The sequence below is a fragment of the Leifsonia sp. NCR5 genome, from assembly GCF_002105485.1.
Classification (GTDB): domain Bacteria; phylum Actinomycetota; class Actinomycetes; order Actinomycetales; family Microbacteriaceae; genus Leifsonia.
This window is the reverse complement of sequence record NZ_NCSR01000036.1, coordinates 1-23,099: the sequence shown is the minus strand read 5'-3', so window position 1 is coordinate 23,099 and position 23,099 is coordinate 1. Positions and strand designations below refer to the sequence as shown.

The following is a 23,099-nucleotide window of genomic DNA, read 5'->3' as shown; positions in this document are numbered from 1 at the left end:
CCTCCGGCGCCACCTCCTTCTCGATGGAGAGGTCGTAGTCGTCGTCTTCCGGCTTCTTGTCGGTCATGGCGACAGCGTACGCCCGGTCGGCCGGGGGCCGAAGGGGTGCGGGTGCTCAGGCGGGCGGGGCGTCGGCGAGCAGGGCGAGCGGGGACTCCATCGCGTCCGCGATGTCGCGCAGCAGCCCGGCCGCCACTCCCCCGTCTGTCACCCGGTGGTCGAAGACCAGCGAGAGCTGGGCGATGCGGCGGGGCACGACGGCGCCGTCGACCACCCACGGACGCTCGATCATCCGGCCGATGCCGAGGATCGCGACCTCCGGATGGTTGATGATCGCCGCGCTGCCGTCGACGCCGAGGCTGCCGTAGTTGTTGATGGTGAAGGTGGAGCCTGTCAGCTCGGCCGGGGCGAGCGAGCCGGCGCGGGCATCGCGGGTGAGCCTGTCGAACGCGCCGTCGAGCTCGCGGATGGTCATTCTGTCCGCGCGACGGACCACCGGGACCACCAGCCCGCGCGGAGAGTCGACGGCGAAGCCGAGGTTCACGCCGTCGAAGGTGTCGATCCCTGCGCCGTCGGCGGTGACCCGCCCGGCCAGCTCGGGACGCCGAGCGAGCGCCGCGAGCGTGAACCGGGCGACGAACGACAGGAGTGACGGGGTGCGGTCGCCGAAGCGCAGCCGGCGCCGCGCGTCCCAGAGCTCGGTGGCGTCCACGTCGACCCACACGGTCGCCTCGGGGATCTCGGACCTGCTGCGGGTCATGTTCGCGGCGACGGTGCGGCGGAACAGCGAGAACGGGGTGGATGCGCGGAGCGCGAGGCCCGTGCGCTGGTCGACGGTGGGTGCTGCGGTGGCGGGTGCGACGGTGGCAGGCGCTGCGGTGGCCGGTGCGGTGTCCACGGGAGGGGTCGCCGCGAACGCCGCCTCCACGTCGCGGCGGGTGATCACGCCGCCCTCGCCCGTCGGGCGCACCGTGGACAGGTCGATCCCGTGCGTGCGCGCGAGCGTGCGAACCACCGGCGAGATGACCGCCACCGGCCCGGACCTGGACGGCGTCAGCGTGGACGACGGCATGGTCGTGCGGCGCACCCTGCGGTGCCCGGAGTGGCGCAGCTCGGTGGTGCCGTAGCCGACGAGGACATTGCCCGATCCTCCCGTGGAGCCACCGGTGGATCCTCCCGTGGACTCCGGGTCGGGCGCGGGAACCGCATCCGGTTGCTGCTCCGTGACCTCGATCAGCGGGGCTCCGACGGCGAGCGCCTCCCCCTCCTCCCCGTGCAGCGCGGCGACGACGCCCGCGAACGGCGACGGCACCTCCACGACCGACTTGGCCGTCTCCACCTCGGCGATCGGCTGATCGACGGCGACCGCGTCTCCGACGGCGACGAGCCAGCGGACCAGCTCGGCCTCCGTGAGTCCTTCTCCGAGGTCGGGCAGGCGGAAGACCTGGGCGCTCATGCGTCCTCCCACTGCAGGTCGTCGACGGCGTCGAGGATGCGGTCGACGCCCGGCAGGTAGTACTTCTCGAGTTTCGGCGGGGCGAACGGTGTGTCGAAACCGGTCACCCGGCGCACGGGAGCTTCGAGCACGTGGAAGCAGCGCTCGGAGACACGGGCGGCGATCTCGCTGGCCATGCTGGCGAAGCCGGGCGCCTCCGCGATCACCACGGCGCGACCCGTGGACCGTACGGCGGCGCACACCGTCTCGTCGTCGAACGGCACCAGGCTGCGCAGGTCGACCACCTGCAGACTGCGGCCCTCCTCCTCCGCCGCCTCGGCTGCGGCGAGCGCGACCGGCACGCTGGGGCCGTATGCGATGAGCGTGGCGTCCGTGCCCTCCCTGGCGATGCGCGCGGAGCCCAGCTGCGGAAGCGGCGCGGTGACGTCGACCTCGCCCGTCGACCAGTACAGCTTCTTCGGTTCGAGGAACACCACCGGGTCCGGCGAGGCGATGGATGCGCGGAGCAGGCCGTACGCATCGTGCGGGTTGGCCGGCGACACCACCGTGAGCCCCGGCGTGTGGGCGTAGTACGACTCGGACGAGTCCGAGTGGTGCTCGACGCCGCCGATGCCGCCCGCGTACGGGATGCGGATCACCATCGGCAGCCGCACGGCCCCCTTGGTGCGGTTGCCCATCTTGGCGACGTGGTCGACGATCTGCTCGAACGCCGGGTACGCGAACGCGTCGAACTGCATCTCGACCACCGGCCGCATCCCGTTCATGGCCATGCCGACGGCGGTGCCGACGATGCCGGCCTCCGCGAGCGGGGTGTCGAAGCAGCGGGTCTCGCCGAAGCGGGCGGCGAGGCCGTCGGTGATGCGGAAGACGCCGCCGAGCACGCCGACGTCCTCGCCGAAGACGAGGACGGCCGGGTCGGCGTCCAGGGCGTCGGCGAGCGCGCGGTTGATGGCCTGGGCCATCGACATCGTGGTCGTGGCCGGAGCCGTGCCGTGGTCGGCCGGGGCGTCGTGCATGAGCGTCATCGGGCTGCCTCCTGGTCTGCGTTTCCTGCCTGCTGCTGGCGAGCGAGCTCGTCGGCCAGCTGCGCTGCCTGTTCCTTCAGTTGCGGGGTCTGCAGGGCGTAGACGTGGGCGAACAGGTCCTCCGGGTGCGGTTCGGCCTCCGCGTTGATCGCCTGGCGCAGGTCGCTGGCGACCCGCTCCGCGTGGGCCTGCAGCTCGACCTCGTCTCCGTCGCTCAGCGCATCCATCGCCCGCAGCCAGGTGCGCACCCGCACCAGCGGATCGCGGGCGAGCCACGGGGTGACCTCGTCGTCGCTGCGGTAGCGGGTGGCGTCGTCGGCGTTGGTGTGCGACTGGATGCGGTAGGTCAGCGCCTCCACGAGCGTCGGGCCCCCGCCGTCGCGGGCCTCGTCCACGGCTTCGCCGAGGACGGCGAGCAGGGCGGCGAGGTCGTTGCCGTCGACCTGGCGGCCGCGCATCCCGTAGCCGACGCCCTTGTGCGCGATGCTCGGTGCAGCGGTCTGCCTGCTGAGCGGCACGGAGATGGCGTAGCCGTTGTTCTGCACGAGGAAGACGACGGGCAGGTGGAAGACGGCGGCGAAGTTCAGAGCCTCGTGGAAGTCGCCCTCGCTGGTCGCGCCGTCCCCGCAGATGGCGAGGACGACGGTGTCCTCCCCGCGCATCCTGGCCGCGTGCGCGAAGCCGACGGCGTGCAGGAGCTGGGTGGCGAGCGGGGTGGCCTGCGGGGCGACATTGTGCTCGCGGGGGTCGTAGCCGGAGTGCCAGTCTCCGCGCAGCAGCAGGAACGCGTCGAACGGGTCGACGCCGCGCGTGATGACCGCAACGGTGTCACGGTAGGTGGGGAACAGCCAGTCCTGGTCGCCGAGCACCATCGCCGCCGCGACCTCGCAGGCCTCCTGGCCGTGCGACGACGGATAGACGGCCAGGCGGCCCTGGCGCACCAGAGCGTTGGCCTGGTCGTTGATCCGGCGTCCGATGACCAGCTTGCGGTAGCCGTCGAGCATCCGCTCGGTGGACGGGGTGGGGTACTGGTCGTCCTCGTGGGACGAGCCATCCTGATCGATCAGCCGCACCGGGGTGGCGCGCGGCAGCAGGTCGTCGGCGTGCATCCGTTCTCCTTTGAAAGACGTCGCTGTCTCTCAGAATGACTCGGCTGGATTCGCTGCGCCAGATGTCCGCCGTTTTCGAGACGAACGGGTGCAGATGGGCGATGTGCGTGTCAAACTGTCTGACAGACATGGACGACATCGACACCCGGATCCTCGACGCACTCCGCGCCGACGGCCGCGCCTCCATCACCGCGGTCGCCGAGGCGGCGCACGTCTCCCGCGCGAACGCGTACACCCGGCTCTCGCGGCTGATCGAAGACGGCGTGATCACCGGGTTCACGGCGAAGGTCGACCCCCGGCTCTCCGGGCGCGCGTCGTCGGCGTACGTGACGATGCGGGTGGAGCAGGCGTCGTGGCACGAACTGCGGGACACCCTGCGCGCCATCCCGGAGGTGGAGCACTTCGCCCTGGTCGGCGGCGACTTCGACGTGATCCTGCTCGTGCGGGCGCGCGACAACGAAGACCTGCGCAGGGTGGTGCTGGAGGAGCTGCCGGCGATCCCGTCGGTGCGGGACACGAAGACGTCGCTGGTGTTCGAGGACCACGACCTGCGCTGAGTGCGCTGATTGTTACTGCGGCTTGTCCAGGATCAGGTTGGTGATCCTCGCGGTGCAGAGGCGGTTGCCGTCCTCGTCGGTGACGACGATCTCGTGCGAGGCGACCGTGCGGCCGAGGCGGATGGCCGTGGCGACGCCGGTGACCAGGCCGCTGCGGGCGGAACGGTGGTGGGTGGCGTTGATGTCGACCCCGACGGCGGTGCGTCCTGGACCCGCGTGGATGACGGCCGCCCAGGAGCCGAGCGCCTCGGCGAAGGCGACGGAGGCCCCGCCGTGCAGCAGCCCGAACGACTGGCGGTTGCCCTCCACCGGCATCGTGGCGACCACGCGCTCCGCCGACTGCTCCAGGATGCGGACGCCCATCTTCTCGTCCAGTTCGCCGAGGTGGATGGTCCAGTCGCCGTCGCTCATGCGCCACAGCATACCGGCGGAGTTGTGGTGAGCGGCCGTGTCTGAAAAGATTACTTCCTGAACGTTCGGTCGGTAATTCTGGCCGACGTCGCTCGATGGCGAACGACAGGAAGACGGGGCAGCACGATGACCGAGGCCTACCTGGTCGGCGGAGTCCGCACGGCGGTCGGACGGTACGGCGGAGCCCTCAGCGGCGTGCGCCCGGACGACCTGGCCGCCCTCGTCGTCGCCGAGGCGGTGCGCCGCGCGGGCGTCGACCCGCAGACCATCGACGAGGTGATCCTCGGGGCGGCCAACCAGGCGGGAGAGGACAACCGCAACGTCGCCCGCATGGCCGCGCTGCTCGGCGGGCTGCCGGATGCGGTGCCGGGCGTCACGGTGAACCGGCTCTGCGCATCCGGGCTCTCGGCGGTCACGATGGCGGCGCAGGCGGTGCGGGCGGGCGACGCGGACATCGTCGTCGCGGGCGGTGTCGAGTCGATGACGAGGGCGCCGTGGGTGCAGGGCAAGCCGGAACGCGCGTTCGCCAAGCCGGGCCCGCAGTTCGATACCTCGATCGGCTGGCGGTTCACCAACCCGCGCTTCCTCGAACGCGACAAGGCGACGTACTCGATGCCGGAGACGGCGGAGGAGGTCGCGCGCATCGACGGCATCAGCAGGGAGGACGCCGACGCGTTCGCGCTGCGCAGCCACCAGCGCGCGGCGGCGGCGACGGACGCCGGACGGTTCGCCGACGAGATCGTTCCGGTGGAGACGCCGCGTGGCTCCGTCACGGCCGACGAGAGCATCCGGCGCGACACGACCCTGGATGCGCTGGCCGGGCTCCGTCCGGTGGTGGCCGGCGGCAGGGTGGTCACCGCCGGCAACGCGTCGCCGCTCAACGACGGGGCGTCCGCGATCGTCGTGGCGAGCGCCGACGCCGTCGCCCGCTACGGGCTCACGCCGCGGGCGCGCGTGATCGTCGGCACGAGCGTCGGCGTCGCTCCGGAGATCATGGGGCTCGGGCCGGTGCCCGCGGTGAACAAGGCGCTCGAACGCTCCGGCCTGGAGCTCGGGCAGCTGGGCAGCATCGAGCTGAACGAGGCGTTCGCGAGCCAGGCGCTCGCGTGCATCCGGCGGCTGGGCCTCGACGAGGACCGCGTCAACGCCGACGGCGGAGCCATCGCGCTCGGCCACGCGCTCGGTTCGAGCGGCTCGCGGCTGCTGGTGACGCTGCTCGGCCGGATGGAACGGGACGGCTCGCAGTACGGGCTCGCCACGATGTGCGTGGGCGTCGGGCAGGGTGCGGCGATGATCGTGGAGGCAGCATGAACGGGATGCGCACCCTCCTGTTCGAGGAGGCGGACGACCGCGTCGTCGTACGTCTGAACCGGCCGGAGACCAGGAACGCGATCGACCAGCGGATGGTCGACGACCTGCACGAGGTGTGCGCCGCCCTGGAGGCGGAGCCGCGCATCCTGATCGTGACCGGCGGAGACGGCGTGTTCGCGTCCGGTGCAGACATCGCCGAGCTGCGCGAGCGCACGGCCGCCGACGCGCGCCTCCTCATCAACGCCACGGTGTTCGGCAGAATCGCCGCGCTGCCGCTGCCGGTGATCGCGGCGCTCGACGGCTATGCGCTCGGCGGAGGGGCGGAGCTGGCGTACGCGGCCGACTTCCGCATCGGAACGCCCCGGCTGCGCATCGGCAACCCGGAGACCGGACTCGGCATCATCGCCGCGGCCGGTGCGCTCTGGCGGCTGGCCGAGCTGGTCGGCGAACCGCTGGCAAAGGAGATCGTGCTGGCGGGACGCATCCTGAACGGCGAAGAGGCGCTGGCCGCACGGCTCGTCACCGAACTGCACGACCCGGATGCGCTGCTCCCTGCCGCGCACGCGCTCGCCGACCGCATCGCCGCCAACGACCGGCTGGCGACGCGCTACACCAAGGCGGTGTTTCACGCGCCGCGCTCCGAGCATCCGGCTGCGGAGGCGGACGCACAGGCGGTGCTGTTCGAGTCACCGGAGAAGCATCGCAGGATGACGGCGTTCCTGGAGCGGAGGCGGCGAGCATGAGCGGGGTGCCCGAGCAGGTGAGGGTTCGTGAGCGGGTCGGCGTGCTCGGCGGAGGACGGATGGGCGCGGGAATCGCGCACGCGTTCCTGCTGGCGGGTGCGACCGTGACGGTGGTCGAGCGCGACGGCGAGGCGGCCGACGCCGCGCGGGCGCGCATCCGGAGTGCCGTCGACGCCTCGGTGCAGCGAGGCACGACCACGCTCGGCGCCGACGACCTGGAGGCGCGGCTCGTGACCGCGACCGACGTGGGCGGGTTCGCCGACTGCGGCCTGGTGATCGAGGCGGTGCCGGAGGACCGGTCACTCAAAGCGGACGCGCTGCTCCGGGCGGAGAGCGCCATCGCCGACGGCGCCGTGCTCGCCAGCAACACGTCGTCCATCTCCATCGACGAGCTGGCCGCCGACCTCCGCTCCCCCGGCCGCTTCCTCGGGATGCACTTCTTCAACCCCGTTCCCGCGTCTGCGCTCGTCGAGGTCGTCACCGGCTCCGCGACGCTGCCCGAGGTGGTCGAGGCGGCCCACGGCTGGGTCTCCGCGATCGGCAAGACGCCGATCACCGTCGCGGACGCCCCTGGCTTCGCCTCGTCGCGCCTCGGCGTCGCGCTCGGGCTGGAGGCGATCCGGATGCTCGAAGACGGCGTCGCGAGCGCCGACGACATCGACGCGGCGATGGTCCTCGGCTACAAGCACCCGGTCGGGCCGCTGCGGCTGACCGACCTGGTCGGTCTGGATGTGCGGCTCGGCATCGCCGAGTACCTGCACGAACACCTCGGCCCGCGCTTCGAGCCGCCGCACCTGCTGCGCACGATGGTCGCGGAAGGGCGGCTCGGGCGGAAGTCCGGGCGCGGCTTCTACGACTGGCCGGATGCGCAGGGCGCGCCCACCAGCGCCACGCCGGCCACCACCGCCACCACCACCACCACAGCCACAACCACCACTCCCACCACAGCCACACCGGAGGTTCACCGATGAGCCAGCACGACATCCTGCCCAGCTACGTGATGGGCGGGTGGTGGACGCCGGCCGAGGCGGACGCCGCCGACGCCGCGGAGGTGCGCGACGCATCCACTGGCAAGCTCGTCGCCCGGGTGAGCACCGCCGGGCTCGACCTGGCCGGAGTGCTCGACTACGCCCGCACCGTCGGGCAGGCATCGCTCGGCGAACTCACCTTCCATCAGCGGGCGGTGCTGCTCAAGCAGTTCGCCCAGGCGTTGACCGTGCGGAAGGACGAGCTGTACGCACTGTCGAGCAGGGCGGGCGCGACGAAGGCAGACTCCTGGATCGACATCGACGGCGGCATCGGCGTGCTGTTCACCTTCTCGTCGAAGGGACGCCGCGAGCTGCCGAACGGTCAGGTCTACCTGGACGGTCCCGTCGAGTCGCTCTCGGCGGACGGGTCGTTCCTCGCCAGGCACATCTACACCCGGCTGCCGGGCGTCGCCGTGCAGATCAACGCGTTCAACTTCCCGGTCTGGGGTGCGCTGGAGAAGTTCGCGCCCGCGTTCCTCGCCGGGGTGCCGACCGTCGTGAAGCCCGCGACGCCGACCGGCTACGTCGCTGAGGCGATGGTGCGCATCCTGGACGAGACCGGGCTGCTGCCCGCCGGTTCGCTGCAGCTGGTGTCGGGCGGCGTCCCCGACCTATTCGAGCACCTGCGACTCGGCGACATCGTCGCGTTCACGGGATCCGCGTCGACCGCGGAGAAGCTGCGGGCGCACGACTCCGTGCAGACCGGTGGGGTGCGGTTCACGAGCGAGACGGACTCGATCAACGCGTCGGTGCTCGGTGCGGACGCCGGGGCGGGCACGCCGGAGTTCGACGCGTACGTGAAGCAGCTGGTGACCGAGCTGACGGCGAAGTCAGGCCAGAAGTGCACCGCGATCCGCCGCGCCATCGTGCCGGCCGCGGTGGTCAGCGACCTGGTGGACGCTGTGCGGGACCGCATCCGGCAGCGGGTGGTGCTCGGCGACCCGCGCGCGGACGGCGTGACGATGGGGCCGCTCGCCTCCCTCGCGCAGCGGGACGAGGTGCTGCGCCAGGTGCGCACGCTGGTCGACGCGGGCGGCGAGATCGTCGTCGGCGACCTCGCGACCCCCGACGTGCTGCGTGCGGACGGCACGACAGGACCGGCGGACGACGGCGCGTTCGTCGCGCCTCTCCTGCTCCGTTTCGCCGACCCCGACGTGGATGCGGTGCACACGGTCGAGGCGTTCGGCCCTGTCGCGAGCATCCTGAGCTACGACAGCACCGAGGAGGCCGTGCGCCTGGTCGCGCGCGGCGGAGGCTCGCTCGTCACCAGCGTCGCGACCCACGATCCGGCCATCGCGCGCGAGCTGGTGGGCGGGATCGCCGCCTCCAACGGCCGCGTGCTGCTGCTCGACCGCGACGATGCGCGCACCTCCACCGGCCACGGCTCCCCAATGCCGCACCTCGTGCACGGCGGACCGGGCCGGGCAGGAGGCGGCGAGGAGCTGGGCGGCATCCGGGCGGTGCTGCACCACATGCAGCGCACCGCGATCCAGGGCACCCCCGAGCTGCTGACCGCGGTGACCGGTGTGTGGCACCAGGGGGCGACGGCGAGCGCAGAGGGGGTGCACCCGTTCCGCAAGGCGTTGTCGACCCTGACCATCGGCGACCAGGTGGAGTCGAAGAGCCGCCGGGTGACGCTCGACGACATCGAGACGTTCGCGACGTTCACGGGCGACACGTTCTACGCGCACATGGACGAGGAGGCGGCGGCCGCCAACCCGTTCTTCCCCGGCAGGGTGGCCCACGGCTACCTGCTCGTGTCCTGGGCGGCCGGTCTGTTCGTCGACCCGGCGCCCGGCCCGGTGCTCGCGAACTACGGACTGGAGAACCTGCGCTTCCTCACGCCGGTGGTGCCGGGCGACAGCATCCGGGTGACCCTGACGGCCAAGCAGATCACCCCGCGCGAGACCGACGAATACGGCGAGGTGCGCTGGGACGCTGTCATCCACAACCAGCACGACGAGACGGTGGCGACGTACGACGTGCTGACGCTGGTGGCGAAGGAGTAGCCGCCGCGACTACGGCACGCGGAGGCCGTCGAGGGCGACGGTCAGCACGTCGGCGGCGAGCTGCTCGGCGTCTTCCGGGCCGCCGGGGCGGTACCACTCGGCAATCGAGTTGATCATGCCGAAGAGCAGGCGGGAGACGATGCCGGGGTCGAGGTCGGCGCGCAGGGAGCCCTCGTCGCGGGCCTCGACCACGAGGGCGGCGACCGCCCTGTCGAAGGCGCGGCGGCGGGACAGTGCCGCCCGCTCCACCTCGGTGTTGCCGCGCACGCGCAGCAGCAGCGTCACGTACGGCAGCTTGTCGACGAGCACGCGCACAGCGCCGCGCAGCACGTGGGCGAGGCGGTCGGCGGCGGGGCCGGTGGTCGCGCCGCTCTCCGCGAGCACGCCCTCCAGGCTGTCGAGGGCCTCGCCGAGGGCCAGCTCCAGCAGTTCGTCCTTGGACGAGACGTGGTGGTAGATGGCCGACTTGGACAGGCCGAGACGTTCGGCGAGCATCCCGATGGAGGTGGCGTCGTAGCCGTGCTCGTTGAACGCCGCGACGGAGACCTCGAGGATGCCGCGCTGGTCGTAGCCGGGGCGGCCCCGTCGGATCTCGGTCTCAGTCATGACTCCCCAGTCTGGCACGCGACGCCCATGCCGGATGCTGGCACGCGACGCTCGCGCCGCGACGCCTACCGCAGGTCGTACAGCCGCTTCTGCTTGCCGGCGCTCGGCTCCAGCGTGCCCGGTTCCTCGCGTGCGACGTTCACGGTCACGCCCACCCTCTCCTTCACCCGCTGCACGAGCAGCGCGCAGGCCCGGTCCGCCGCATCCAGACTCGCGCCAGGACGGGACTCGATGCGCACCGTCAGCACATCCAGGGAGGCCGGCCGGGTGAGTTCGAGGACGAAGTGCGGGGAGAGGTCGTCGATGCCGAGCACCAGCTCCTCGATCTGGGTCGGGAACAGGTTAACCCCGCGCAGGATGATCATGTCGTCGTCGCGGCCCGTCACCTTCTCCATCCGGCGCATCCCGGGCTTCGCGGTGCCGGGGAGCAGCCGGGTGAGGTCGCGGGTGCGGTAGCGCAGCACGGGGAAGGCCTCCTTGGTGAGGCTGGTGAAGACCAGCTCGCCCGGGCTGCCGTCCTGCAGCACCGCGCCGGACTCCTGGTCGACGACCTCGGGCAGGAAATGGTCCTCCCAGATGTGCGGGCCGTCCTTCGTCTCCAGGCACTCGCTGCCGACGCCCGGACCCATCACCTCGCTGAGGCCGTAGATGTCGAGGGCGTCGATGCCGAGCCGTTCCTCCAGTTCGAGGCGCATGGCATTGGTCCACGGCTCCGCACCGAGCACGGCGGCGCGCAGGCTGGTGGAGCGCGGGTCGATCCCGGCCTCCACCATCGCATCTGCAATCGTGAGCAGGTAGCTGGGGGTGCAGAGGATCACGTCCGGCTCGAAGTCCTGGATGAGCTGCACCTGCTTGGCGGTCTGGCCTCCCGACATCGGGATGACCGTCGCGCCCAGCTTCTCGATGCCCGCGTGCGCGCCGAGGCCGCCGGTGAACAGGCCGTACCCGTAGGCGTTGTGCACGCGCATCCCTGGCCGGACGCCCGCGGCCCGCAGCGAGCGCGCGACGAGCGACGCCCAGCGGTCGAGGTCGCCGGCGGTGTAGCCGACGACGGTCGGGCGCCCTGTCGTGCCGGAGGAGCAGTGGATGCGCGCGATCCGCTCCGTGGGCACGGCGAACATCCCGAACGGGTACGTCTGCCGCAGGTCCTCCTTGGTGGTGAACGGGAGCAGCGCCACGTCGTCGAGGCTGCGGATGTCGGCGGGGCGGACGCCGGCCGCATCCAGTTTGGCGGTGTAGAGCGGCACGTTCTCGTAAGCGTGGCGCACCGTCCACTGCAGCCGTTCGAGCTGCAGGGCGCGGAGGGCGTCGCGGTCGAGGCGTTCCTCCTGGTCGAGTTCGTCGGCCGCCGGTGGGCGGAAGGCCGGCGTGGTCGGTGTCGTCGTCGACATCGGGACCTCCGTGGTGCTTCAGGTGGATGGGTGGTGCGTGGTGGTGCTGCGCCCGGCGTCAGGCCGTGCGCGTGGTCGTGTGGCTGCGGCCGCGGAACTCCGCGACGGGTCGGTCGTCGTCGTCGGTCACGGTCACGTCGTAGACGCCGGTGCGTCCGCTGCGTGCCCGCACCCGCGCCGTCGCGGTGAGGGTCTGCCCGGATGTGGTCGGTGCGAGGAAGACGATGTCTGCTCCCGCGGCGAGCGTGATCCGCTCGTCCTCGTTGCAGGCGATGGCGAACGCCGTGTCCGCGAGGGCGAAGACGAAGCCGCCGTGGGTGACGTCGAAGCCGTTCAGCATGTCGTCGCGGACGAGCATCCTGACTCTGGCGCTGCCGGGCTGCGACTCCTCGACGACCATGCCGAGGGCCCGGGATGCGCGGTCGCGCGCCATCATCGCCTCGGCCGCGGACGAACCTTGCGCGGGCGCCTGCGTCATTCCGACCTCCTCGTCGCCGGTCCTGCGGCGTTTGCCGGACCGTGAACCAGACTATATACTAACCGAACGATCAGTTAGTAATTCGGAAGGGTCGACGATGACCATCACGGCAGAGCCGCTCCCCCAGGAGAGCACACCGGAAGAGGCCCGCTTCGCCGAGCTCCTCGACACCGACTCGCGGGTCGAGCCGCGCGACTGGATGCCGGAGGCATACCGCAAGACCCTCATCCGGCAAATGTCGCAGCACGCGCACTCCGAGATCATCGGGATGCAGCCGGAAGCCAACTGGATCAGCCGCGCCCCGAGCCTCAAGCGCAAGGCCATCCTGATGGCCAAGGTGCAGGACGAGGCCGGTCACGGTCTCTACCTCTACTCCGCCACCCAGACGCTCGGCATCACCCGCGACGAGATGACGGAGCAGCTCATCGCCGGCAAGGCCCGATACTCGTCGATCTTCAACTACCCCACGCTCAGCTGGGCGGACATGGGCGCGATCGGCTGGCTCGTCGACGGCGCAGCGATCTGCAACCAGGTACCGCTGTGCCGGGCGTCGTACGCCCCGTACGGCCGGGCGATGGTCCGCATCTGCAAAGAGGAGTCGTTCCACCAGCGGCAGGGCTTCGAGATCCTGCTCACGCTGATGCGCGGAACGGAGGCGCAGCGGCAGATGGCCCAGGATGCGGTGAACCGCTGGTACTGGCCGTCGCTGATGATGTTCGGTCCGCCGGACGACGATTCGCCCAACTCGGCCAGGTCGATGGCGTGGAAGATCAAGCGGTTCTCCAACGACGAGCTGCGCCAGCGGTTCGTCGGGATGCTCGTGCCCCAGGCCGAGGTGCTCGGCGTCACGCTGCCCGACCCCGACCTGCGCTGGAACGAGGAGCGCCAGGCATACGACCTGGGCGAGATCGACTGGACAGAGTTCCAGGAGGTGCTCGCCGGGCGCGGCCCGTGCAACGCCCAGCGGATGCAGCGCAGGCGCGAGGCGCACGAGGACGGACGCTGGGTGCGCGAGGCTGCTGCCGCGTACGCCGCCAAGCAGTCCGGACAGGCGGCATGATGCACACCCAGGGAACCCCGGACGCCGGGCACGCCGAGGTGTGGCCGCTCTGGGAGGTGTTCGTGCGGTCGAGCCGCGGCCTCAGCCACGTGCACGTCGGCTCGCTGCACGCCCCGGACGAGACGATGGCCGTGCGCAACGCCCGCGACCTGTACACGCGCCGCAGCGAAGGGGTCTCGATCTGGGTGGTGCCGTCCGACGCGATCACCGCCAGCGACCCGGATGCGAAGGGCGCGTTCTTCGAATCGCCCGCCGGGAAGAACTACCGGCACGCCACCTACTACACCGAGAGCGAAGGGGTGAAGCACCTGTGAGCGAGCCCGAGCTGGAGCACGGACACGTCGAGCTCTCCGCCGTCACCCTCGACAGTGAGTTCATCGCGGGCGACGAGGTCGCGACCCCCGACATCGCCGAGTACGCCCTGCGGCTCGGCGACGACTCCCTCGTGCTCGCCCAGCGGCTCGGCGGCTGGATCTCCCGCGCCCCCGAGCTGGAGGAGGACGTCGCCCTCGGCAACATCGCCCTCGACCTGCTCGGGCACGCCCGGTCGCTCCTGCGCTACGCGGGCACGGCATCCGGTCGGTCGGAGGACGACCTCGCATACTGGCGCGACGAGCACGAGTTCCGCTCCGCGCACCTGATGGAGCAGCCGAACGGCGACTTCGCGCACACCATCGTGCGGCAGTTCGCTGTGGCGCACTATCTGTTCGAGCTGTACGCGCGGCTGCGCGCATCGTCCGACCCCGTGCTCGCCGCCATCGCGGCGAAGGCCGTGAAAGAGGTGGACTACCACCGCGACCACGCCGACCAGTGGATGCTCCGCCTCGCGCTCGGCACAGACGAGTCGCGCCGCCGCACCGTCACCGCCCTGTCCGACCTGTGGCCGAACGTCGACGAGCTCTTCACCGACGACGAGTTGTTCGACCGGCTGGAGGACGTGGCGCCGCGACCGTCGTCGCTGCGGCCGGCGTTCGACGCGAGCATCCGGCCGGTTCTCGACGAGACCGGCCTCGAACCGCCGGCCGTGTTCTCCGCCTCGGGCGGCGGCAGACACGGACGGCACTCCGAATACCTGGGACCGCTGCTCGCCGAGATGCAGGTGCTCGCCAGGCAGTTCCCCGGGGCCACCTGGTGAGCGGCCACTTCGCCGACGCGCACCAGGCCTGGGCCGTCGCCGCCTCCGTCGTCGATCCCGAGGTCCCCGTGCTCACGATCGACGACCTGGGGGTGCTGCGCGAGGTCACCGTCACCGACGACGGCGTCAGCGTGGTCGTCACCCCGACGTACAGCGGCTGCCCGGCGATGGAGACCATCCGTGCCGACGTCGTGCGGGCGCTCAGTGCGGCGGGCTTCGGCCCCGTCACCGTGCGCCTCGCCCTCTCCCCCGCCTGGACCACCGACTGGATCAGCGACAAGGGCAAGGCGGCGCTGGCCGCGTTCGGCATCGCGCCGCCGACCGGGGCCGCACCGGCGGTGGACGGTCCGGTGCGCATCCGGATGGCCGTGAAGTGCCCGAACTGCCAGTCGCTCGACACCCGAGAGGTCTCGCACTTCGGCTCGACGTCCTGCAAGGCGCTGTACGAGTGCTCCGCCTGCGGGGAGCCGTTCGACTACTTCAAGGTGCTGTGATGGCGCGCGCCCGTTTCCACACGCTCGCCGTCGCGGACGTGCGGCCCCTCACCGCGGCCAGCGTCGAGGTGACGTTCGCGGTGCCGGACGAGCTCCGCGGCGAATACGACTACCAGCCGGGGCAGCACGTCGCCCTGCGCGCCACCGTCTCCGGCCGCGAACTGCGCCGCAGCTATTCGATCTGCCGCCCTCCGACGGCCGGGAGCATCAGCGTCGCCATCAAGCGCGACCTGGGCGGGGCGTTCTCCACCTGGGCGACCAGCGAGCTGAAGGCGGGAGACCGGATCGACGTGATGAGCCCGCAGGGCACCTTCACCACCGACCTCGCCGCGCTGGACGGGAAGCACATCGTCGGGATCGCGGCCGGGTCGGGCATCACGCCGCTGATGGCGCTCGCGCACAGCATCCTGTCGGCGTCGGAGACCTCGCAGTTCACGCTCGTCTACACGAACAGGACGGCGATCGACGTCATGTTCCTCGAAGAGCTGGCCGATCTGAAAGACCGGTTCCCCTCCCGGCTCGCGCTGCACCACGTGCTCTCGCGCGAGCAGCGTTCCGCTCCTCTTCTCTCCGGCCGCATCGACGACGAGCGGTTCCGCAGGATGCTCGACGTGCTCATCCCGCCCGCGACCGTCGACGAGTGGTTCCTGTGCGGTCCGTTCGAACTGGTGCAGCTGTGCCGGGATGTGCTCGAATCGGTCGGCGTCGACCGCTCGCACATCCGGTTCGAGCTGTTCACCACCGGGGAGCCGACGCAGGTCACCGGTGACGCCGGGCATCCGGTGATCGCGCGCGACGGCGACAAGACGGTGCAGATCGAGTTCACGCTCGACGGCCAGACCTCCACGGTGGACACCCCGGTGGACGCGAACGAGTCGGTGCTCAACGCCGCGCTGCGGGTGCGACCGGATGTGCCGTTCGCGTGCGCAGGCGGGGTCTGTGGCACCTGCCGGGCCCGGCTGGTCAGCGGGGACGTGCGGATGACGGAGAACTACGCGCTGGAGCCGGAGGAGCTGGAGCGCGGATACGTTCTCACCTGCCAGTCGCATCCACTCACCGACCGCGTGGTGGTCGACTATGACGGATAGCACCGCGCGGAGGGAGCGCCGATGATCGACCTCACCATCACGGACAGCATCGCCAGGATCACGCTGAACGCCCCGGAGAAGCTGAACGCGCTCGACGAGACGGGCCTGCGCGAACTCTCCGCCGCATACGGCGAGGCCGAGGCGGCCGGCGTGCGCGCCCTCGTGCTCACCGGCGCGGGGCGCGCGTTCTGCGCGGGGCGAGACATCGCCGGAGTGGATGCGGCGACCGACGACGTGAGCGGATACCTCGACGGCCTGGTCACGCCGCTGCTGCGCCGGATGAGCGCCTTCCCCGCGCCGACCTTCGCCGCTGCCCAGGGCGCATCCCTCGGCGTCGGGCTCGGGCTGCTCCTGGCGACCGATGTGGTCTACGTTGCGGAGGACGCCAAGATCGGCTCGCCGTTCGCCGCGCTCGGCGCGCTGCTCGACTCGGGAGGGCACTCGCTCTTCGTGACGCGGCTGGGGCCGCACAAGGCCCTCGACCTCATCTACACCGGGCGGCTGATGAGCGGGACGGAGGCGGTGGCGTCCGGCCTGTTCAGCAGGGCACTCCCCGCCGACGAGCTGCAGACCGCCGTGTCCGCTGCTGCCGAGACGGCGGCATCCGGTGCGACGGCGGCGCTGCTGGCCAGCAAACGGATCGTGGCGGCCATCCGGGACGGCGAACTGGCGCTGTGGGATGCGGTTGCCGCGGAGAACCGTGCGCAGGCCGAACTGCGCGACACGGCCGACTACCGCGAGGGGTTCGCGGCGTTCCAGCAGAAGCGGCGGCCGCAGTTCCGTGGGGAGTGACGCGCGTGGTGACGCTGACGCATCCCGTCGCGCGCCGTTCGTTACGTCACGTTGCGGCGCACGTGCATCCCGGCCCGTCGTCGCGCATTCTGGCTTCATGACCCGTCAGATCCGATTCAACGCCTTCGACATGAACTGCGTCGCCCACCAGTCCTCCGGCATGTGGCGACACCCGGACGACCAGGCCTGGCGGTACAAGGACCTCACGTACTGGACCGAGCTGGCCAAGCTGCTGGAGCGCGGCGCGTTCGACGGCATCTTCATCGCGGACGTGCTCGGCACATACGACGTCTACGGCGGCTCCAACGAGGCGGCCATCCGGCACGGAGCACAGGTGCCCGTGAACGACCCCATCCTGCTGGTGTCGGCGATGGCGCTCGTCACCGAGCACCTCGGATTCGGGATCACGGCCGGAACGGCGTACGAGCACCCGTATCCGTTCGCGCGGCGCATGTCGACGCTCGACCACCTGACCAACGGACGCGTCGGCTGGAACGTCGTCACCGGGTACCTGCCCTCCGCCGCCCGCAACATGGGGCACGACGACCAGCTGCAGCACGACGACCGCTACGACCAGGCCGACGAATACCTCGAAGTGCTCTACAAGCTGTGGGAAGGCTCGTGGGAGGACGACGCCGTGATCCGCGACCGCGAATCCGGGGTGTTCACCGACCCGTCGAAGGTGCACGAGATCGGCCACCAGGGCAAGCACTTCACGGTGCCGGGCATCCACCTGTCCGAACCGAGCACCCAGCGCACGCCGGTGATCTACCAGGCGGGCGCCTCCAAGCGCGGCATCTCGTTCGCGGCGGAGAACGCGGAGGCGATCTTCGTGGCAGCCTCCACCAAGGAGGGGCTGAAGGAGACGGTCGCCAAGCTGCGGGATGCGCTCGAAGCCGCCGGCAGGGACCGGTACGCCGCACGCATCTACACCCTCCTCACGATCATCACCGACGAGACCGACGAGAAAGCGCAGGCGAAGTTCGAGGACTACCTGCAGTACACGAGCGACGAGGGCGCGCTGGTGTTCATGTCCGGCTGGATGGGTGTCGACCTGTCTCAGTACGACCTGGACGAGCCCATCGGCAACGTCAAGAGCAACGCCATCCAGTCCGCCGTCGCCAACTTCCAGCGGCCGAACGCCGACGGCGGGGAGTGGACGGTGCGCGACATCGGCCGCAACGGTGTCATCGGCGGGCTCGGCCCGTTCATCGTCGGCGGGGCCGTGAGCATCGCCGACCAGCTGCAGGAGTGGGTCGACGAGACGGACGTGGACGGGTTCAACCTTGCGTACGCGATCACGCCCGGCACGTTCGAGGACATCGTCGAGTTCGTCATCCCGGAGTTGCGGAAGCGCGGTGCATACCCGGAGGAGTACGTGGAGGGCAGCCTGCGCCACAAGCTGCACGGCGCGGGCGACCGGCTGCCGGAGAACCACCGCGGCGCCCGCTACCGCATCGGGGCCACGGCGGCCGCGCAGCAGTAGAATCCCCTGTCTGTCTACCGCTCGACGGCAGACGGACGGACAATCACCGCAAGGCGGCACAGGGCTTCAATGCGCCGACCCCACGTGGCGCCGGACGCGCGGGTAACGCTCCGGCGCCGCGGCGTGTGCGGCGGGGCCGCGCGGCGCTGTGGGGCGGTGCGTCCGCGCGCCTGAGGCCCCCTCTCCCGCTCACCCGGTCACCCGGTCACCCACCCCACTCGGCGGAGACTCCGCTCTTGCGGAGTCTCCGCGCGGTTCGGCCGATCACTCCTGTCGTGCGGAGTTCCGGGCGGCGTGTCCTGGAGGAACTCCGGCTTTACGCGCTGCCAGCTCGTGCGCGTCGGCGCTGCCATAACACCGGAAAGTGGGGGCGACACGCCGCCGGGAACTCCGTTCGAACGGATGAAGCGGGCGCGAGCCGCAGGAACTCCGTTCGAACGGATGAAGGGGCGCGAGCCGCAGAAACTCCGCGTGAACGGAGGACGTGCGCGAGTTGGGGGCGGCCGCGCGGGTCAGGAGCCGATGGCCGGGGTGGGCGCCGTCGGCGGGTGCGGCAGGTGCTTCGTGTACGAGGCGAGCAGCAGCAGGGCGGACAGCGCGGCCAGCACGACGAGAGCGATGAACAGGCCGATCGTGCTGAGCGGCGGGGTGAGCGCCGCCATGATCGTCGGCACCAGGAAACCGGCGTACGCGACGGCGTAGAACATCCCGGTCAGCCCGGCGAGGTCGCGGGGCGTCGCGATGCGCTGCACCTCCAGCAGCCCGGACACCAGGGCGACGCCCATGCCGGCGCCGAGCACCACGCTCGCCGCAGCGCCCAGCCACAGCGACCCCCACGCGACGGCGCCGGTGAGCACCACCAGTCCCGCCGCGATGATGACGAGCGCCGCCACCAGGCCGCGCGCGCTGGACACGGAGTGCAGCCGCTTCGCGATCGGCTGCACCAGCGACGCGACGCCGAGCGCCACCACCGTCAGCACCGTCGCGTATCCGAGGCCCCACTCACCGGTCTGCTTCGCCAGCAGCACGGGGAGGTAGCCGTATGCCAGGGCGGCGGCCGCGAAGATCCACGGCGCCGCGACGATCACCACACGCCGGAACCGCTTGTGCCCCGCGCCCGGGATGCGCAGCTGCGCCACGAGCGGACCGCGCTCACCGCCGGTGGTCGCGGTCTCCGGCGCGCGCAGCACCAGCCACGCGAACGGCAATGTCAACAGGATGTGCACGGCGAACGGCAGCTCCTCGCCGAGCGTGGTGAACTGGGCGATCCCTCCGGCGACGAGCGCTCCGGTGGCCGAGCCGAGGGTGAAGGCGAGGGAGGAGCGTCGTGCGCCTGCCGCCGCATCCACCCCCGGCTCGAAGCGCGGAGAGGACACCTCCTTCATCCAGCTGGTGCCCACCGCCATCGCGATGCCGACGGTGATGCCGGAGAGCAAACGGCCGATGTAGATCGGCACGGGTCCGAACGTGCCGAGCGCGAGGCTCGCGCTCGCCAGCACGGCGGTGAGCACGCCCACGAGCATGAGCGGCCGTCTGCCGTGCCGGTCGGAGAGCGGCCCCGCGATGAGCAGGGCGGGCGCGAGACCGAGCACGTACACGCCGAGGAACATGTTGACGGTCAGCTCGGAGTAGTGCTGGACGTCCTTGTACATCAGCAGCAGCGGGCTGAACTGGTTGCCGCACCAGGAGCAGAAGAACATCAGCGCGAACACGATGCGCCACGGCGGCGTCTGTTTCGTGCGGCTCACAGCGCCCCCTGGTTCCTCGCGATGTGGGCGCGCAGCTGCTCGTCGAACGCGGCGGTGCCGCTGTTGCCGTCGCCGTCGTCGCCGCCGTCGTTGCCGTCGCGCAGCGCGGCGAGCAACGCCTCGTGGTCGGCGAGCGAGTCGGCGAGCGTGCCGGGCCGCACCCGGAACAGCTGGTGCCGGATGCGCTGCTGCCTGTCCCTGAGCATCCCGAAGAAGTGCACGGCCAGGTCGTTGCCCGACGCTTCCACGATCGCGGCGTGGAACCACTGGTCGGCCTCCACGAATCGCTCGACGTCGTCCGCGGCGATGGCGGCGCGCTGCTCGGCGAGCGCGTCGTCGAGGGCCGTCAGCAGCGTTTCGTCGGGACCGCCCGCATCCWGGATGCGGCGCGCGGCTCCCGCCTCGATGACCTCGCGCAGGTCGAGCACGTTCTGCGCCTCCCTCGGCGGCATCGGCGTCACGACGGCGCCGCGCCGGGTCTCCAGCGTGAGCAGCCCCTCGGCGGCGAGACGCAGGAACGCCTCGTGCACCGGCGTGCGGCTGACGCCGAGCTCCGCGCCGACCTGGGCCTCGCTGAGGAGCGCGCCTCCCGGCGCCGTCCCGCTGAGGATGAGTCGTTTGGTGGTGGCGTACGCAAGCTCTGCCGCGGGGATCATGCCCCCAGTCTACGCGCTTGCATGCAAGCTTGCGTACAAGCCCCAGCTTGCACGAATGCTGTTCAGCTCACACGCGCCGAGAGCAGCCTGCGCACCGCGGCGAGCGGGATCGGCACCCACGACGGCCGGTGCCGTGCCTCGTACGTCACCTCGTACACCGCCTTGTCCAGCTCGAACGCGTCGAGCAGCTGCTGGTGTTCCGCCAAGGCCGGGCCGGCGACCGAGGCGTACCCGTCGAGGTACGCCTGCCGTGCCCTGGCCGCCCATGCGCTCGCGTCGATCGGCGGCTCCCGCCTGGCCAGCGACCCGGCGACGTAGTCGAACGAGCGCAGCATTCCCGCCACATCCCGCATCGTCGCATCCGGGATCGCTCGCTCGGACAGCGGCCGCAGCGGCTCCCCCTCGAAGTCGATGAACTGCCAGCCTCGCTCCGGCGAGTACAGCACCTGCCCGAGGTGCAGGTCGCCGTGGATGCGCTGCAACAGTGGATGCGGCTCCTCGGCGGCCACCTCGTACACCGCCGCGATCCCCGCCCGCAGCTCAGCCACCTCCGGCACTTCGCTGGACGTGATCGTGAGGCGCTGGAACATCCCGTCGAGGGCGAGCGCCACGTCGTCCCGCGTCGCGGTCTTCGTCGGGAGCGCCTGGGCGAGCGACAGGTGCAGCTCGGCCGTCCCAGCTCCGAGCGCCCACGCCCGCTCGGCGAAGTCCTCTCCCCGCTCCGCCGCGCTCACCGCGAGCTCCCAGCCGTCCTCCGCTCCGGTGAGGAAGTCCTGCACGAGCGCCAGCTCACCCGATGCGCGGCCGGCGCCGGTGGGCGACGGCCAGCTGCCGGTCAGCCAGCCGAGCAGCGCCGGGGTGCGCAGCGATCCGCCGGCCGTCAGCGCGGCCAGGGTGGACACATCCGGGTTCTCGCCGTCTTGCACGACCCGGAAGACCTTGATGAGCGCGAGCCTGCCACCCTCCAGCTCGCCCACGATCGACGTGTTGGACTGCTCGCCGGTGAGCTTGCGAGACGACCGGACCACGATGGGCGCGCCGAGCGTGTGGCCGAGCGCGTCCGCGTCCCTGCCGTCGACGCCGAGCGCCCCGTCCATCAGCGCGACGAGGGCGGCGACGTACGCTTCGTCGTCCGGGCCGTCGTAGAGGTAGCGGCCGCCCGCCTCGCCGATGAGCGCGGTGGGGTCGCCGTCCGCCCGCGGTCTGGCGACGACGGGCACCTGGTAGACGCGCGGCGTGCGCGGCGCGTCGTCGGCGAAGAAGTGCGTGACGATGCGCACGTCATCGTCCGCGTGTCCGGTCTCGAAGGACGCCAGCAGCCGCAGGCGCGGTTCGACGCTCTTGGTCGAGTACCAGCGCTGGCGCCGCATCCATGACCCGACGAGCTCGGTGAGTTCGGTCATATTTGCACCGTACGCCCGCGGGACGGAAAACCGCGAGACCACCCTGGCAACACGGAGGAACGCGTTTCAGCGGGTGCCGAGCACCACGCCTCTGGCGGCCATGAACGGCATCGGGTCGATCTGCAGACCGTTCACCCGCACCTCGAAATGCAGGTGGCATCCAGTGGATGCTCCCGTGCTGCCGACGAGCGCGATCGGCTGCCCGGCCCGCACGGTCTCGCCCACGGTGACGCCGATCCCGCCGTCGACGATGTGCCCGTACGCGGTGTCGACGCCGCCGCCGTGGTCGATCATCACGAAGTTCCCGTACGAGCCGTTCGGCCCGGCCGCCACGACGGTGCCCGCCGACGCGGCGACGATGGTGGACCCGCATCCGGCGCCGATGTCGTCTCCCGGGTGGAACAACGCCGTCCCGGCCGGGCGGGACGGGCGTGGGCCGAAGCCGTCGGTGAGCGGGCCGTGCACGGGGAGCACCCAGCCGGTGACGCCGACGGGGACGTTCACCAGGGCCTGCCAGCCGACCCCTGCCGCCTGCAGCGTGGGCATGGATGCGAGTGCGGACTCCGCGGTGTCGACCGCCGCCTGCGCGTCGGCGACCGCCTGCTCGCTGCCGTCGAGGTCGACGCCGTCCGCCGTCTGCTGCGCCTCGTCGGCCCTGTCGCGCAGGGCGGCGGCGCGCTCCGCGTCGCGCTTCGCGGCGGTCATCGCGGCCTCACGGTCGGCGGTGACCGAGCGGAACCGGTCCACGGCGCCCAGCTTGTCGAGCAGGTTGCCCGGGCTGGCGAGCGCTGCGGTCAGCGGGTCCATCGTCAGCGACCGCGACCCCTGCGACCGGATGAGGGCGGTCGCGAACCCCGCGGACTGTTCGGCCTGCTGCTTCGCCGCCTTCGCCTGCGCGGCGAGCGCGTCGGCGGCGGCCACGGCCTGGTCCTTCTCGCGCTGCACGCCGCGCGACGCCTCCGTGGCGTCGGAGAGGGTCTGCTGGGCGGCGGCCAGATCGCTGGCGAGCTGGGCGGCCTGCTGAACCTGAGAATCGTCGAGGGTGACGCCGTTGTCGAAGACCGGGGACGGTTCGAGCGGGACCTGGTCGGTGGGAGCGGGGGTGGTCGGAGG

The 23,099-nt window shown here is 71.4% G+C and carries 23 protein-coding genes; 12 read left to right on the top strand and 11 right to left on the bottom strand.

From position 1 onward, the window contains the following. Positions 1 to 115: 115 nt before the first annotated feature. From B7438_RS19200 to pdhA, 3 genes are read right to left on the bottom strand one after another with little or no spacing between them, the layout of a single operon-like run. Complete coding sequence (locus B7438_RS19200) at positions 116 to 1,456, bottom strand: dihydrolipoamide acetyltransferase family protein (RefSeq protein WP_085371286.1); 1,341 nt, start codon at positions 1,454 to 1,456, stop codon at positions 116 to 118. Beyond that, the gene (locus B7438_RS19195; RefSeq protein WP_085371285.1) at positions 1,453 to 2,481 is read right to left on the bottom strand and encodes an alpha-ketoacid dehydrogenase subunit beta; all 1,029 of its coding nucleotides are present in this window, start codon (positions 2,479 to 2,481) and stop codon (positions 1,453 to 1,455) included. Before B7438_RS19195 ends, B7438_RS19200 begins: the two co-directional genes overlap by 4 nt. After that, complete coding sequence (gene pdhA / locus B7438_RS19190; protein WP_085371284.1) at positions 2,478 to 3,590, bottom strand: pyruvate dehydrogenase (acetyl-transferring) E1 component subunit alpha; 1,113 nt, start codon at positions 3,588 to 3,590, stop codon at positions 2,478 to 2,480. Before pdhA ends, B7438_RS19195 begins: the two co-directional genes overlap by 4 nt. A 128-nt stretch (positions 3,591 to 3,718) precedes the next feature. Here pdhA and B7438_RS19185 point away from each other — a divergent pair, with 128 nt between their 5' ends. Beyond that, complete coding sequence (locus B7438_RS19185) at positions 3,719 to 4,147, top strand: Lrp/AsnC family transcriptional regulator (protein ID WP_085371283.1); 429 nt, start codon at positions 3,719 to 3,721, stop codon at positions 4,145 to 4,147. Positions 4,148 to 4,159: 12 nt separating this feature from the next. Here the strand turns inward: B7438_RS19185 and B7438_RS19180 are convergent, their stop codons facing one another. Then, positions 4,160 to 4,558 (bottom strand): PaaI family thioesterase, encoded by a 399-nt coding sequence (locus tag B7438_RS19180; RefSeq protein ID WP_085371282.1) that lies wholly within the window; start codon positions 4,556 to 4,558, stop codon positions 4,160 to 4,162. Between the two features lie 126 nt (positions 4,559 to 4,684). Here B7438_RS19180 and B7438_RS19175 point away from each other — a divergent pair, with 126 nt between their 5' ends. From B7438_RS19175 to paaZ, 4 genes are read left to right on the top strand one after another with little or no spacing between them, the layout of a single operon-like run. Further along, a complete protein-coding gene (locus tag B7438_RS19175) occupies positions 4,685 to 5,869 on the top strand; it encodes an acetyl-CoA C-acyltransferase (protein ID WP_085371281.1) in 1,185 nt (394 codons plus the stop codon). After that, positions 5,866 to 6,612, top strand: coding sequence for an enoyl-CoA hydratase/isomerase family protein (locus tag B7438_RS19170; RefSeq protein WP_085371280.1), 747 nt, complete (start codon positions 5,866 to 5,868; stop codon positions 6,610 to 6,612). The genes B7438_RS19175 and B7438_RS19170 overlap by 4 nt, the downstream gene beginning before the upstream one ends. Further along, complete coding sequence (locus tag B7438_RS19165; RefSeq protein WP_085371279.1) at positions 6,609 to 7,583, top strand: 3-hydroxyacyl-CoA dehydrogenase family protein; 975 nt, start codon at positions 6,609 to 6,611, stop codon at positions 7,581 to 7,583. Before B7438_RS19170 ends, B7438_RS19165 begins: the two co-directional genes overlap by 4 nt. Further along, positions 7,580 to 9,649 (top strand): phenylacetic acid degradation bifunctional protein PaaZ, encoded by a 2,070-nt coding sequence (gene paaZ, locus B7438_RS19160; protein ID WP_085371278.1) that lies wholly within the window; start codon positions 7,580 to 7,582, stop codon positions 9,647 to 9,649. The genes B7438_RS19165 and paaZ overlap by 4 nt, the downstream gene beginning before the upstream one ends. Before the next feature lie 9 nt (positions 9,650 to 9,658). Here the strand turns inward: paaZ and B7438_RS19155 are convergent, their stop codons facing one another. The 3 genes from B7438_RS19155 to paaI all read right to left on the bottom strand — a co-directional run bounded on the left by B7438_RS19155 (position 9,659) and on the right by paaI (position 12,124). Beyond that, complete coding sequence (locus tag B7438_RS19155; protein ID WP_085371277.1) at positions 9,659 to 10,255, bottom strand: TetR/AcrR family transcriptional regulator; 597 nt, start codon at positions 10,253 to 10,255, stop codon at positions 9,659 to 9,661. A gap of 65 nt (positions 10,256 to 10,320) precedes the next feature. Then, complete coding sequence (paaK, locus tag B7438_RS19150; protein ID WP_085371276.1) at positions 10,321 to 11,646, bottom strand: phenylacetate--CoA ligase PaaK; 1,326 nt, start codon at positions 11,644 to 11,646, stop codon at positions 10,321 to 10,323. 58 nt (positions 11,647 to 11,704) lie between these two features. Continuing rightward, entirely contained in the window at positions 11,705 to 12,124 is a 420-nt protein-coding gene (paaI, locus tag B7438_RS19145) for a hydroxyphenylacetyl-CoA thioesterase PaaI (RefSeq protein WP_085371275.1), read from the bottom strand. A 97-nt stretch (positions 12,125 to 12,221) separates the two neighbouring features. Here paaI and paaA point away from each other — a divergent pair, with 97 nt between their 5' ends. The 7 genes from paaA (at position 12,222) to B7438_RS19110 (ending at position 18,179) form a co-directional block, all read left to right on the top strand. Continuing rightward, positions 12,222 to 13,184 carry a 1,2-phenylacetyl-CoA epoxidase subunit PaaA gene (gene paaA, locus B7438_RS19140; RefSeq protein WP_085371274.1) on the top strand — a complete coding sequence of 321 codons (963 nt, stop codon included), beginning with the start codon at positions 12,222 to 12,224 and terminating at the stop codon, positions 13,182 to 13,184. Next, on the top strand, positions 13,181 to 13,498 hold the full coding sequence (paaB, locus tag B7438_RS19135; RefSeq protein WP_179150881.1) for a 1,2-phenylacetyl-CoA epoxidase subunit PaaB: 318 nt from the start codon (positions 13,181 to 13,183) through the stop codon (positions 13,496 to 13,498). The genes paaA and paaB overlap by 4 nt, the downstream gene beginning before the upstream one ends. Beyond that, positions 13,495 to 14,319: a 1,2-phenylacetyl-CoA epoxidase subunit PaaC gene (gene paaC, locus B7438_RS19130; protein WP_179150880.1), complete on the top strand. Its 825-nt coding sequence runs from the start codon at positions 13,495 to 13,497 to the stop codon at positions 14,317 to 14,319. Before paaB ends, paaC begins: the two co-directional genes overlap by 4 nt. Next, entirely contained in the window at positions 14,316 to 14,813 is a 498-nt protein-coding gene (gene paaD / locus B7438_RS19125; RefSeq protein ID WP_085371273.1) for a 1,2-phenylacetyl-CoA epoxidase subunit PaaD, read from the top strand. Before paaC ends, paaD begins: the two co-directional genes overlap by 4 nt. Next, positions 14,813 to 15,901: a 1,2-phenylacetyl-CoA epoxidase subunit PaaE gene (gene paaE, locus B7438_RS19120; protein WP_085371272.1), complete on the top strand. Its 1,089-nt coding sequence runs from the start codon at positions 14,813 to 14,815 to the stop codon at positions 15,899 to 15,901. The genes paaD and paaE overlap by 1 nt, the downstream gene beginning before the upstream one ends. A gap of 21 nt (positions 15,902 to 15,922) precedes the next feature. Then, the gene (locus B7438_RS19115) at positions 15,923 to 16,693 is read left to right on the top strand and encodes an enoyl-CoA hydratase/isomerase family protein (protein WP_085371271.1); all 771 of its coding nucleotides are present in this window, start codon (positions 15,923 to 15,925) and stop codon (positions 16,691 to 16,693) included. A 97-nt stretch (positions 16,694 to 16,790) separates the two neighbouring features. Next, positions 16,791 to 18,179, top strand: a complete 1,389-nt coding sequence (locus B7438_RS19110; protein ID WP_085371270.1) for an LLM class flavin-dependent oxidoreductase — start codon at positions 16,791 to 16,793, stop codon at positions 18,177 to 18,179. 512 nt (positions 18,180 to 18,691) lie between these two features. On the opposite strand, the gene B7438_RS19105 is transcribed toward B7438_RS19110, so the two are convergent. The 4 genes from B7438_RS19105 to B7438_RS19090 all read right to left on the bottom strand — a co-directional run bounded on the left by B7438_RS19105 (position 18,692) and on the right by B7438_RS19090 (position 22,982). Next, positions 18,692 to 19,927, bottom strand: a complete 1,236-nt coding sequence (locus B7438_RS19105) for an MFS transporter (RefSeq protein WP_218775188.1) — start codon at positions 19,925 to 19,927, stop codon at positions 18,692 to 18,694. Next, entirely contained in the window at positions 19,924 to 20,583 is a 660-nt protein-coding gene (locus tag B7438_RS19100; protein ID WP_085371269.1) for a GntR family transcriptional regulator, read from the bottom strand. Before B7438_RS19100 ends, B7438_RS19105 begins: the two co-directional genes overlap by 4 nt. A gap of 62 nt (positions 20,584 to 20,645) precedes the next feature. Continuing rightward, the gene (locus B7438_RS19095) at positions 20,646 to 21,986 is read right to left on the bottom strand and encodes a hypothetical protein (RefSeq protein WP_085371268.1); all 1,341 of its coding nucleotides are present in this window, start codon (positions 21,984 to 21,986) and stop codon (positions 20,646 to 20,648) included. A 66-nt stretch (positions 21,987 to 22,052) separates the two neighbouring features. Continuing rightward, positions 22,053 to 22,982, bottom strand: coding sequence for a M23 family metallopeptidase (locus B7438_RS19090; RefSeq protein ID WP_085371287.1), 930 nt, complete (start codon positions 22,980 to 22,982; stop codon positions 22,053 to 22,055). Between the last annotated feature and the right edge of the window lie 117 nt (positions 22,983 to 23,099).